The organism is Mycolicibacterium thermoresistibile, from assembly GCF_900187065.1.
GTDB classification, from domain to species: Bacteria; Actinomycetota; Actinomycetes; order Mycobacteriales; family Mycobacteriaceae; genus Mycobacterium; species Mycobacterium thermoresistibile.
In genome coordinates this window covers 851,321-863,728 of sequence record NZ_LT906483.1, presented here as the reverse complement: position 1 = coordinate 863,728, position 12,408 = coordinate 851,321, and the positions used below count along the sequence as shown (strand labels likewise).

Here is a 12,408-nt window from a genome sequence, read left to right as displayed (position 1 = left end):
ATCACCGCGCCCCGCCGAGCGGTGAGCTCACGGCGGGGCGCAGCAACCGGTGTGACCGCTATCCGGCCGGTGCCCATGGGAATGACCACGGGGCCGGTTGACGGGTGAGTTTCCGGGACGGACCGAACCGTCCGAGGGAGATCATTCGAGCAGAGCGTCCCGGAGGCGCGACCGTCGGTCGGCGTCGAGTTGACCGGCCACTTCGATGTACTGCTCGAGGGACCCGTGACGATCCGCGGCGGCCTCGAACACCGCCTTGAGGTAGGCCCGGTCAACGGTCATCGCGTCGAGCACCTCATCGCTGATCTCGGTGTTCTCAGCCAGCCCGCTGCGCCCGGTGGGACCAACGAGCAATCTGCGGATCGCATTGCGATCCATTGCCTTCCGGCTCAACTCATAGTCAGCGACGATCGCGTCGAACTCGACTCCGACCGCGGCCAGCAACAGCGCAACGACGAACCCGGACCGGTCCTTGCCGCCGGTGCAGTGCACCAGCATGGGCAGGTTGCCGTCGAGGATCTCGGTGATCAGACCGGCGAAATACGGTTCGAACACCGCGGGCATGGTCGAGTACGACCTGATCATGTTGGCGCGGGCCAGCCCTCCGGTGTGGTCCGAGATCAGTTCCCTGATGAGGTCCGGCCCCCCGGTGCGCACCTCGGGGAGCACCGGGATGGTGATTCTCCGAGTTCCCTCGACCACCGGATCGTCCTCCGCGATCTCCGCCGGATTCCGGAGATCACACACCAGTCGGATTCCCAGCGTGCCCAACCGGTTCAGATCCTCGGGGTCGAAAACCGAGGGCGCTTCGGACCGGTAGAGGACACCGTGGCGGACTTTCCGGCCGTCTTCGGTTCTCAGTCCCCCGAGATCGCGGAAGTTCGGCGCGCTCGGGAACATCGAGTGCCGCCCCATCGGTCAGCCCATCCGTTGTGCGGCGGCGGCTCGGGCCCGCAACTGCGCCCGCCGCTCATCGCTGGTGATCCGGGGTACGTCGGCGGGCAGGAAACCGGGCAGATCGGCGAAGTCGACGAGCTTGACCGAAGGGACCGGGTTCGCGTCCGCGCGGTTCCACCGGCCGAGAATGGTGCCGCGGGTCCAGCCGGCCGCATCGAGCCAGTTGTGGACGCCGGGATCCCGGTGGCTGATGACTGCGCGGAACACCCCGTCCGGGTCCAGCCGGGCCTGGTGGCCGTTGAGGCTGGTCTGCCGCCACATCCAGTCCAGTGAGATGTACCGGTCATCGGTCAACTGCACGCTCCAGTAGCGACACCGGCGCGGTGGCCGCACTTCGAGCAGCAGCGCCTCGTCCTCGGCGATCTCGTACACCCCCTGAAAATAGGACTGGGCCACCATCCCGGTGGTGTCGGGTAGCCCGACGGTTTCCAGCCGATTCACGTAACCGCGGTCCGCCATCGCCGCCACGTGCGACTGCCACATGCTCACGTAGCGATCGACGAAACCGTTGATCTCGACGTCGCGAAGGGCCGGTTTCGGAGGGTCGGTCGGCGCCACGTCGAGGCGTTCGATGGTGACCGACCACGGCCGTTCGGTTTCCCAGTCATAGAAGTACTGACGTAGCCACACGTGATCGGCGGTCGGGTCGAGCCGAAACCAGTGTCCGTCATATCCCGCCGGCCGCTCGGCACTGAGAATCAGTTCGACAGTGTCGTCATCGCCGAGGTCGAGGTCGGTGAAATCCACGACCCCGACGTTGGGTTGCTGTCGTTCGACAACCCCCAGCAGGCCGGCTCCGACCAGCAGATCCGCGAAGACCACTGTGCCTCGCCGCCCACTGATCCGGTAGCTGCCTCCCGGCTCGAGCAGGGCGACACCGTACGTGGTATCGGCGTTGGCCCCGGCGGAGCGAATCGTCTTGCTGAGAAACGGAACCCAGACCGGCCGGACGAGATCGGCGGCCTGTTGCAGCAGCTGCGCCTGAGCGAGCGCCATCATCTCGGCGATGTTGTCCCCTTCCGGCGTGGCTGCGCCGATGTTTCCCGGCGGCGCGAGCACCGCGGTGGCAGTACCGGTCATCGTGCCGCAGCGAGTTCGTCGTCCAGCACCGACACCATGCCGGTGTGTCCGTCGACGCGGATATGCGCACCGTCGGCGATGTGCGAACACGCGTTGGCAACCGTCACAGCGGGGAGGCCGTATTCGCGTGACAGACAGGATCCGTGCGCGAGCATCCCGCCGGTCTCCAGGATCAAGCCCCCGATGATCGCGAACACCGGGGTCCACCCCGGGTCGGTGCTGTTGGTGATCAGGATGTCGCCCTTCTCCAAACAGCCGATCCCGTCGAGTTCCCGCACCACTCGTGCCCGTCCTTCGACCGTTCCCGGGCTGGTGGGCAGCCCCTGCAGTGCACGCGGATCGACGTCCCCGCCGCTGATCTCGGTGGGATCGATCCACTCCCTGCCGTGTTGCAGATACATCGGCGGGATCGCGTCTTTACGGTCGAAGGCCTCGAATTGCTTTCGACGCCCGGCGATCTTGGCGCGGACCAAAGCCTGTGGAGCGCGTTCGGCCATCAGTTCGTAGAGTTCGTCCTTGGTGAGGAAGTACACGTCGTCAAGCCGCTCGATCAGGTCGCGCGCCAACAACCGTCGTCCGAGTTCGAGGAATGCTCGTTTCTTTGACATCGTGGCACGGTCGACGTAGTGACGTTCGTCGTCGCGGAGCACCATGAAGCGATGCGCGTAATCGAGGAGCATCCGGAACAGGTCGGCGCGCAAGCGGCCGAACGGTTTCGCCTCCAGCCGAGCGATCACATCGGCGGTCGCTGCCTCACGCTTGGCGGCCTGTTTACGTTCCTGCTCGTCGGGCCGTTGCATCCCATCACCGCTGAGCAGCGCCTGCAGACTGCGATAGTCGATCGACGGGTCCTCGATCCGGCGCGGGAAGATGAAGTCCCGGTCGGCATGGCCACGGTGGCCGTGATCCTTGAGAAGTTGCTGGTATCGGCGGTGGGCCTCGGCACCGTCCGGATGGACAGCGAGCTTGTCGAAGAATTCGTGCGGTTCGGACTGCTCGAACAGTTTCCTGAGGGCGGGGCTGCGGCGGATCTCAGCGGCCAGATCCCACAGGTCCAGGTTCTCCTGCAGGGTGATGGTGCGTTGGGGCAAGCCGGTGATCAGGTCCACGAAGATCATCTGGTTGTCGCCGTCGTACCACTTGGCCAGCAGTGTGCCGAGACCGTTGAGCACCAGCGATGCGTGGATCTGGAAGCCGGACCACATGTTGTACAACAGGCCCTCGACGAACTCCATTCGGTCGTCGATGTACTTCTGCAAGGCCCGGTCGGTGAGCTTGCGCAGTTCCTCATCACCGAGACCGTCGGCTTCCTCGATGCGGTTCTGCATGTAGTCCTCGACAGAGGCGATCCACTTGTGGAACGACTGCGTAATGTCCAGCCCCAGGATGCGGGCGTGGATCTTGGCGTACCCGGCCCACGAGAACGGGTCCTCGGCCACCGCCGCGGCACGGCTCGGCGGAAGGTAGCCACTGGCCGCTGCACGGAACATCGGCGGGCAGGTGTACCGGAGGAACTCCTCCTGGTTCTCGACGTTGAAGTAGACCTCGGCCTTGTGGTACTTGAACTGCGGCAAGGCGGCCAGCCGATCAGCCCCCCAGAGCTTGGCGCTGCGTTGATAGGAACTGGTCTGTTCTGCCCCGCGGACCGAATAGAACAGCGGGGTGATCGCGCCGGTCCAGTATTCGTCGGCGAATCCGCGGGTCCAGATGGTGTCCGCATGCGGCCGGCTCCACTGCCAGGCGTCGACGTCGTCATCCCAGGTGAAATCGACGCCGGTGACCGCGCGCGACTGCAGGACATAGAAGGTGTCGTCGGCGTATGCCCATTCGACGTCCTGCGGGAGGGAATCGAAGTGTTCCTCGATTCGCCGGCCGATGTCGCCGAGCCGCACGAGGGCAGCGTCGTCCAGGGTGCGCCGAGCACGGCTGGCCTCATCGTTGTCGAGGGTCACCGTGCCCTGGCCGGTTTCGGGATTCCGCACCACCCGAACCTCTTTGGGGCCGATGGTGACGTCACGGACCGTAAGGTCCGCCTTGTCCAGCGTGAACTGGTCGGGGGTGAGGATCCCCGAGACGATGCCCTCACCCAGCCCCCAGCTGGCGTTGATCACGAGTTCATCCGTGGCGGTGGTGAAGGGGTTGGCAGTGAACATGACCCCGGAGACCTCCGCCTCCACCATCTCCTGCACCACCACCGCGAGCTTCACCGTGGAGGTGTCGAGTTCCTTGCCACTGCGGTACGCGACCGCGCGTGTGGTGTAGAGCGAGGCCCAGCACCTCTTGACCGCATCCAGGACCGCCGTGGTCCCGACGACATCGAGATAGGTGTCGTACTGACCGGCGAACGAGGCCTCGGCCATGTCCTCCGCGGTGCCCGAGGACCTGACCGCCACCGCCGCGTCGGAACCCAGCTTGTTGTAGGCGGCGGTGATGGCGGAGGCGATGTCGGCCGGCACGTCCAGGTCGGTGACCAGTGCGCGCACCTTCGCGGCCGCCTCCTCGACGGCATCCGCATCAGCGAAGTCGGTCCCGGCGAGGATCTTCTCCACGTCCGCACCGATGTTCCGTGTCACGGCAGCATCGAACGCGTCGACGGTGACGACGAAACCCGGCGGGACGGTGAATCCCGCGGTGGTCAGGGACGCCAGATGCGCTCCTTTACCGCCCGCAACTGCGCGCTGGACGGCTGCTGGTTCGGAAAACTCAACGATGTAGGACATACCCCGTCACTTCCTGAGGTGGTTTGGTGGCCCCGGTAACACGGCTGCATCAGCTGTGATCCACGTCGCGTACGTTATACGTCAGACGTTAACATGTCCAGGGATTGAAAGATCCTCTTGCGCAGACGAGCCCGGTAAGGGCACGGTTGACCTGCGCGAAAGAGGACCATCTGCACGGAGACGTTACCTCCGATGTTTGGAATCAAGGAGAAGGCGATGGACTTGACCGGCAAGGTCGCTCTGATCACCGGCGGCACCCGGGGAATCGGCTACGGGATCGCCGAACGCCTCGCCGCGCACGGTGCGACGGTGGCGCTGGTGGCACGCTCGCCGGAGAAGGGCGCCGAGGCGCTGCAGCGGCTGAACGCCGAGGGCCGCGCGTTCTTCTACGCCTGCGATGTCCTCGAACGCGACTCGGTGGAGGAAACCGTCGACGCCGTGATCGAGCAGAACGGCGGGGTCGACATCCTCGTCAACAACGCAGGGGGCGCGGACGGCTTCGCCCTGATCCACGAGATGACCGACGAGGCGTGGCAGAAGGCCGGAACGTGGATCCTCGATCAGGTGTTCTGGTTCACCCGTCGCTGCCTCCCCCACATGGTGGATCAGCGATGGGGAAGAATCGTGAACATCTCCTCGATCGCCTCGAAGCAGGCGAAGAAGCCGGGATCGAGCCACTACATCACGTTCAAGCACGCCCTCAACGGATTCTCCAAGGCCACGGCCCGCGACTACGGGGAACTGGGGATCACGTGTAACGCCATATGCCCGGGGCCGGTGGAGACCGACCTGATGCGGGAGGCCGGTCGCGCATCCGCCGCGCGGCGGGGCGTCTCATACGAGGACTACCTGAAGAACTACGCCGCCGACACGATGACCAAACAGCTCAACACGGTCGAGCAGGTCGCCGCGACCTGCGCACTGCTGGTCTCGGACGAGGGCGCCGGAATCACCGGTACGGCAATCAATGTCGACGGTGGGACCCTGCCTTGGTAGACCCCGCCCAGGCCCCCTGCACTGGTGCAGAGCTCATCGCAAAGCATCACGTCACCTGACGCTCGACACGAGCGGCCCACCGATCGGAGTAATACACCAGATCTTTTAGCCGCAACCCCCTTCTCCGCTGACAAGCGCAGAAATCATGCGGTTTACGTCGTACACCAATGCGACCGAATCGCTTCCCGTTTAAACATCTGAGGTTTATGCTCTGGGTGTGGGGAACGCTGCTTCTGGAACCGACGACATGGGCATCCTGTTCGAGCCGATCACCATCGGCCCGATGAAGGTGAAGAACCGGATCATGGTGCCGGCGCATGGCACGGGCATCGGTCCGTTGGAGGGTAATGAGCAACAGGCCGCCGCATTTCTCGCCTACTACGGCAGTAAGGCTGCAGGAGGTGCAGGCTGGGTCGGCGGAAGCAATGCGTTCGTGCGGAACCCTCTTCCGCACGGGTTCGAGCCCTCCGGCTTGGGAGCGACGACCCTGGGCACGTTCCGCCACCCGAATTTCCTTCCGAACTTCCGTCGCTGGATGGACGTCCTGCACGGGTACGGCGCTGTGGGAACCGTCCAGATGATCCTGCGCGCCGTCGCATTGCAGGGTCCGTCGGCCGGTACCCAACTGAATCTCGTCTCGAGTACCACACCTCATGAGCTCGAGGTCCACGAAATCGAATGGATCGTCGAAGAGTTCGCGGCTTCAGCGCGACTCGCCCTCGAAGCCGGGATCGACGGTGTGGAAGTACACGCAAACCACAACGATATCGTGCAGTGGTTTCTCTCGCCGCTGACGAACAACCGCCGGGACGCGTACGGCGGCTCCCGAAGCGGTCGGCTGAAGTTCTTGGTCGACATCGTCAAAGCGATGCGCGCGGCAACCGACGGCGATCTTGCGATCGGGGTTCGACTCTGTATGGACGAGTACCAGGACGGCGGGTGGACCGTCGAGGACTGCAGGGCGGCGCTGATCGAGCTGGAGGCTACCGGTGCCGTCGACTATTTCAGCCTGGATGTGGGCAACAACTGGGGCGCACCGAGTTACATCCCACCGGCGGTGCACGGTATGGCCCCCTGGGCCGAGCTCTGCGGCGAGCTCTCTGCCGCGACCTCACTACCGGTGGTGTACGCCGGCTTGGTCCTCGAACCCGGGGTCGCCCGTGAGGTTCTGGCCGCTGGGCACGCCGATGTTGTCGGGATGAACCGGGCGTTGATCGCAGACCCTGATCTGCCGGCAAAGACCGCAGGGGGCCAGCTGGACGACATCCGACCGTGCATCGGTGTGAATGACTGCATCTCCCGTGTTCAGCAGGAAGGGCTGGCGTTCGGCTGTGCGGTCAACCCGGGTGCGGGCCAGGAGCAAGTTCACGTCGCCGCTCCGGAGCACAGCCGGCGGATCCTGGTGATCGGCGGTGGGCCCGCCGGGATGGAGACCGCCGCCCGGGCCGCTGAACGCGGGCACGAGGTGACGCTGTGGGAACGCAATGCGGAACTCGGTGGGGCGATGACGATTGCCGCCAAGACACCCATGCACAGCACATTTCCCCGGTTCATCGAGTTTCAGCGCCGCCGCCTCGACAGGGCGGGCGTGACCGTTGAGCTGTCCCGGGAAGCCACCGCCGACGAGGTCGTGGACTTCGGTGCCGATGTCGTTGTCCTCGCCACGGGAGCGAGTCCCCGCACCCCCACCATCCCGGGGGTCGACCAGTCCCATGTCGTCCAGATGGACGATGTCATCACCGGGAAGGCGCGGGTTCGGGGCAAGGTGGTCATCATCGCGCAGAACGATCACATGCCGCCGCTCGCCGTCGCCGACCTGATCGCCGGCCAGGACGACACCCGGGTCGTCATGGTCTACCAGTCGATGGCGCCCGCCCAGGGGGTCGGGAAGTACACGATCGGCGCACCGCTGCAACGCCTGCTGCAACGGGGAACCGAATTCGTCACGATGCGACGCGTCGTCGAGATCGAGCCGTCCCGAGTGCAGACCAAGGACATCTTCGCCGACACCCCGTTGACGATCGACGATGTCGACTTCGTCGTACTGGCGTGTGGCCGGATCCCGAACTCGGTACTGGCACGGGCGCTCCACGGCAAGGTGCCCGAGATGCACATCCTCGGCGACGCGTACGCACCGCAACGCATCACCTTTGCGACGCGGCAGGCTTGGGCGTTGGCGAACGCGCTGTGAGCGCGGAACGCCGGCTTTGTCGGTGCCGCGAGTTACCTTTCCCTTGAGCGCTGTGTCAAGGGGGGAATCATGCGCGGATATCGGGTATTCGCTGCGGCGTTGGTCCTGTCGGCATCGGCACTGTCGGCATCGGTGTCCATGGCCGGGCCGGCTCACGCCGATCAGTACGACTTTCTCATCGAGCTCGACAATGCGGGGGTGTGGTACCCGTCGTCTGTCGACATGGTCGACATCGGCAAAGAGGTCTGTCATGAGCTGCGGCACCGGGTCTCACCCGGGCTGGTGCTCGACAAGCTCGTCAACACCGGTTTCGCGCCGGCGGAGGCGGTGATCGTGCTCGCATCGGCGGTGACGCACATGTGCGTCGACGTCCAGCCGGCCGTGGTGAGCTGGGTCAACAGCCAGCAGTACTCGGCACCGGTGTAACCGGTTGCGCCGCTTCGACGAACGCGTTGAGCGTCGCCACCAGCCGCATGTCCTCGACGGTGCGGGCGCGGGTGTCCAGCAGCGCGTCGGTGCACACCAGGTAGGCCAGGCAGCGGGCCCGGCTCACCGCGACGTTGAGCCGGTTGCGGGAGAGCAGGAAGTCCACCCCCCTGCTGATGTCCTCGCCGCTGGAACTGGCCATGCTGAAGAACACCACAGCGGCCTCGCGGCCCTGGAACTTGTCGACGGTTCCGACCGGCACGTCGGCCAGGCGCGGATCTTGCCGCAGTCGCGCTCGAATGGTGTTGACCTGCAGGTTGTATGGAGCGACGACCATGACGTCCTGGGGCCGCAGCGGGGCCTCCTCGCCGCACTGGTTGGTCCACGGCGTGCCGATCAGCCGGGTCAGTTCGTCCGCGATCGCGTCGGCTTCCTCGGGTGACCGGGTGCGGTTGCCGTGGTGGTCGACGCGCATCCAGCGCAGCCCGGTGCCCGCGACGGTGGTCTGGCGGTTGCAGTCGGAAATGCTGTGCAGCCGGCCGTCGTAGATCTGATCGGAGATGAACGCGCACACGTCCGGGTGCATCCGCCGGGTTTCGTGCATGAACACCCCGCGGTCGGGTGGCAGCAGCATGTCGTCGCCGACGATGTGGTCCAGCACGCTGCGTCCGGCGATGCCGGGATGGTTGGCGTGGGCGACCTGAGGCAGCTGCAGCGGATCGCCGAGCAGCACCAGGTTGTGCGCCGCACCCGATGCCGCCAGCGCATCCGCGAGTGCGAGTTGGCCGGCTTCGTCGATCACCAGCACATCCACCGGCGCGGCGCGCATCTCCTTGCTGGAGAACAGCCAGGTGGTGCCGGCGACCACGTTGTACTCCTCGCGGGCACATTTCTTGTTCCCGCCGTACGCGATTTCGGGCAGGCGCCGCAACGCGCTCTTGCCGGGATTGCACACCGCCCGCAGCGAGTCGAGCTCATCGGTTTCGCGAAAGGCCGCCACGACGCCCTCGAGCAGATTGCCGATCGCGTAGTGGCTGATCGCGGTGATCCCGACCCGTTTGCCGGCCTTCACCAGGGCACGGATCATGCGGGCACCCCGATAGGTCTTGCCGGTCCCGGGTGGGCCTTGGACCGCCACGCAGCTGTGGTCGAGTCGGGTGCCCCAGTCGATCATGTCGTCGAGGTCGTCGACGAACGCGGTGCGCGGCCGGTCGGTGAACCGCGGCAGCTCGCGGCGCAGCAGGGCGAGCGTCACCGGATTGGGGTTGCGGCCGTCGAGGAGGTCCTCGGCGAAGGCCTGCAGCGCCTTGACTTTGACCTCGGATTTCACCCAGTCGTGCAGGACCGCGATGCGGGGCGGACAACCGGCTTCCTGGAGTTTGTCATTCCAGACCAGGTCGAGGGTATGGGCGTCGCGGTCGAGGTTGGCGATGCCGGTGCACAACCGTTCACCGGTGGAGGTGGCGACCATGACCGATCCGCCGTCGCTCGGGAAACGGTCGACATCCTGATCCGGGAAGCGGAACCGCCTCCGTGGATGCCTGGCCCTGCCGGTGCTCTCGAGCAGCGTCTCGGGCCGCAGGTCGGCGATGACCTCCGCGTCGTCGTACAAGTCGACCGGATCCGTCGCCAGCTTGGCGTTCTTCGGGGCGATGTAGGCGAGGCCTTCGTCGCGCCAGTAATTCAGCAGATCACCGAGGTTGTGTTCATCGCTGCCGACCGGGAACTGGTGCAGTCGCTCGACCGTTTCGCCGAGTCCGGGCAGCTCCGGGTCGGGTTCGAGCACGGCGGACCGCCACGGCAGGCCGGGTGGGCGGTGCTCGACCAGCCAGTCGCGCAGCGCGAGGGTGGCGCGCACGTCGTCCGCGTTGTAGGCGGCGATGGCGTCGAGGTGGGCCTGATTGCCGTCGGCGATGTATTGCTCGTACTGGACGACGGCGCCGGCGCCTTGGTCGATGTCGTGGCTGCGTTCGAAGTCGGTGAGCCGTTCCAGATGTTTCAGCCCGTAGGACTCTGCGCCGACCTGAATGCTGTTTCGCGCCACCAGCAGCAGGTCGACGAACGCGCCGGTGTCGATGAGTTCGGCCAGGGCGAGCTCGGCGACACCGTGTTCTTCGGCCATGCGCTGCAGCGCCGAGCGTTCGGTGTGGTTGTAGTGGTAGACGTGCATGGCCGGGTGCTGCTTCCGGCGCTCCACGAGATACTCGACGAGCTGTGCGACCGCGGCGGCTTCCTCATCCCGGTCGTGGGCCCACCAGCACCGGTACCGCCACCGTCCGCCGTCGTCGTCCTGTTCGATGAGTCCGAACAGGAAGAACAGGCCGGTGTCGGCGCGCCAGAACGGGTGGCCCTCGAAGTCGAGGAACACATCGCCGCCGTCGGGTTCGGGCAGCATCTCGAAGCCGTGACCCCACGGCTCTGGGCCCGGCCTGATCAGCTCGAACGGCGGCTTCTCCCTCTGCTGCTCGCGTGCGGCGAGCTGTAGGGCCGCCTGCCGGCGCAACCGGGCCAGCCGGTCGGGATCCATTCCCTCCACCGGGCCGTCGCTGGTGGCCAGCGCGGTCAGGGTGGCGATGTCGGCGCCGGCGAGGGCTTCCCGGTCCGGCTTGCGGATGTTGGCCACGTAGATCAGTGAATCGGTGTCGCGCCAGTACATCTCGCAGGTCGGCTGGAACTCGCAGAATTCACAGTGGGCGCACTGTTCGGCGACGGTGCCGGCTTCCGGGCCCGCGGCCAGCGCGGCGGCGAGCTGGGTCTGCAGACGCCGCCAGTACGGTTGGAATTCGTTGACCCGCAGGGTTTCCAGCTGTCCGGATCCCAGCCAGATGTGCATGTGTTCGGGTCGCCTGCCGGTGAGCGCTTCGAGGGCGTCGGCGTAGAAGCACAGCTGCAGCACGTGGCCGGGTTTGGCTTCGATGCGGGTGAGTTTGGCGTCGACCGGTTCCCAGCTCACCTCGCCGGTGTCGGGGTGGGTGACCCGTACCAGGAAGTCCGCGATACCGGCGATGCCGTTGTGGACGAACGGCATCTGGTAGATCACGTCATGGTCGTCCGTCAGCGGGTTGCCGACCCGAGCCACCCAGGCGGCGAAGCTCTCGCCATTCTCCCGGTCCGGGATCCGGAGAACGCGTTTGCCCTGACGTTCGAAGTCGGCCAGACAGGCCTGCTCGTGCGCTCGCCCCTTGTCGAGCAACAGTTCGGCAAACGATCCGAACCGCGATTCCGGCCGTGGCAGGATCCCGTCATCGACCTGGGCGCACAGGGACAGGTAGTGCGGGCAGTCCAGCCACGCGGTGACCTTCGACGGAGTGAGCAGACGCTCTGTGACGGTGGTGGTCACCGGCGCCCCCTGCGGCCGGATTCGTTGTGTGCGTGGACTGACGCTCGCAATTCCATATCCCCCGAGGTACTGTCCCGGCACCATAGCAGCGGGCGGAGACAGGCTGTGGCGGGTTCAGATGGTCTGCGTCTCGGGGGCCTTCCGGGCCAGCAGCCAGGCCCGGCCGTCGGCCTCACCGACGGCGATGGGCTCCAGCTCGGCAAACGCGGTGGTCAGCTCCCCCGGAGCGGCCCGGAACCGGCCCGGGCCGACGCCGACCTCACTGAGCACGGTGATCGCCAGCAGCCCGCCGGGCGCCAGCCGCTCGATGATCGGCCTGTCGAGCCGGGGGTCGCGGTAGAGGTGGCAGAGGATGACGTCGGCGGGTGGGCCGGCGGGCAGACCGTCGTCGAGGTCGAAGACCTCGAATCGGCACCGGTTGCTGACACCGTTGGCCGCGGCCAACGCCCGGGCCTGGGCGATGGCGATAGGGGATACGTCGACACCCAGAACGTCCATACCGCGCCGGGCCAGCCACACACTCGCCGGCCCTGCTCCGCAGGCCAGGTCGAGGGCGTGGCCGGTGGCGGGAAACCGGTCCTCATAGGGGGTGAACACGTCCGGTAGCTCTGCTGCCGCCGGGTCGGATGCGGGTCGGCTGCGGTAGCGGTCGTCCCAGCGGATGCGGTCCTGCTCGCTCACGGAGGTGAGGGTACGTG

At 66.2% G+C, this 12,408-nt stretch carries 8 protein-coding genes; 3 read left to right on the top strand and 5 right to left on the bottom strand.

Annotation, left to right across the window (positions count from 1 at the left end; translation table 11 throughout):
* Nucleotides 1–141: 141 nt before the first annotated feature.
* From CKW28_RS03915 to CKW28_RS03905, 3 genes are read right to left on the bottom strand one after another with little or no spacing between them, the layout of a single operon-like run.
* Nucleotides 142–915 (bottom strand): tyrosine-protein phosphatase, encoded by a 774-nt coding sequence (locus CKW28_RS03915; RefSeq protein ID WP_003923583.1) that lies wholly within the window; start codon nucleotides 913–915, stop codon nucleotides 142–144.
* A 3-nt stretch (nucleotides 916–918) separates the two neighbouring features.
* Nucleotides 919–2,037: a hypothetical protein gene (locus CKW28_RS03910; RefSeq protein WP_003923584.1), complete on the bottom strand. Its 1,119-nt coding sequence runs from the start codon at nucleotides 2,035–2,037 to the stop codon at nucleotides 919–921.
* Nucleotides 2,034–4,757 carry a PEP/pyruvate-binding domain-containing protein gene (locus CKW28_RS03905; protein WP_003923585.1) on the bottom strand — a complete coding sequence of 908 codons (2,724 nt, stop codon included), beginning with the start codon at nucleotides 4,755–4,757 and terminating at the stop codon, nucleotides 2,034–2,036. The genes CKW28_RS03910 and CKW28_RS03905 overlap by 4 nt, the downstream gene beginning before the upstream one ends.
* A 216-nt stretch (nucleotides 4,758–4,973) precedes the next feature.
* Between CKW28_RS03905 and CKW28_RS03900 the strand changes: the two genes are divergently transcribed.
* The 3 genes from CKW28_RS03900 (at nucleotide 4,974) to CKW28_RS03890 (ending at nucleotide 8,370) form a co-directional block, all read left to right on the top strand.
* Nucleotides 4,974–5,753, top strand: a complete 780-nt coding sequence (locus CKW28_RS03900; RefSeq protein ID WP_003923586.1) for an SDR family NAD(P)-dependent oxidoreductase — start codon at nucleotides 4,974–4,976, stop codon at nucleotides 5,751–5,753.
* Nucleotides 5,754–5,970: 217 nt separating this feature from the next.
* A complete protein-coding gene (locus CKW28_RS03895; RefSeq protein ID WP_131588001.1) occupies nucleotides 5,971–7,944 on the top strand; it encodes an oxidoreductase in 1,974 nt (657 codons plus the stop codon).
* Between the two features lie 69 nt (nucleotides 7,945–8,013).
* Complete coding sequence (locus CKW28_RS03890) at nucleotides 8,014–8,370, top strand: DUF732 domain-containing protein (RefSeq protein WP_040545912.1); 357 nt, start codon at nucleotides 8,014–8,016, stop codon at nucleotides 8,368–8,370.
* Here the strand turns inward: CKW28_RS03890 and CKW28_RS03885 are convergent.
* Both CKW28_RS03885 and CKW28_RS03880 read right to left on the bottom strand, forming a co-directional pair.
* Nucleotides 8,339–11,710: a TM0106 family RecB-like putative nuclease gene (locus CKW28_RS03885; RefSeq protein WP_003923589.1), complete on the bottom strand. Its 3,372-nt coding sequence runs from the start codon at nucleotides 11,708–11,710 to the stop codon at nucleotides 8,339–8,341. The genes CKW28_RS03890 and CKW28_RS03885 overlap by 32 nt on opposite strands.
* Nucleotides 11,711–11,824: 114 nt before the next feature.
* The gene (locus tag CKW28_RS03880) at nucleotides 11,825–12,391 is read right to left on the bottom strand and encodes a class I SAM-dependent methyltransferase (RefSeq protein WP_003923590.1); all 567 of its coding nucleotides are present in this window, start codon (nucleotides 12,389–12,391) and stop codon (nucleotides 11,825–11,827) included.
* Between the last annotated feature and the right edge of the window lie 17 nt (nucleotides 12,392–12,408).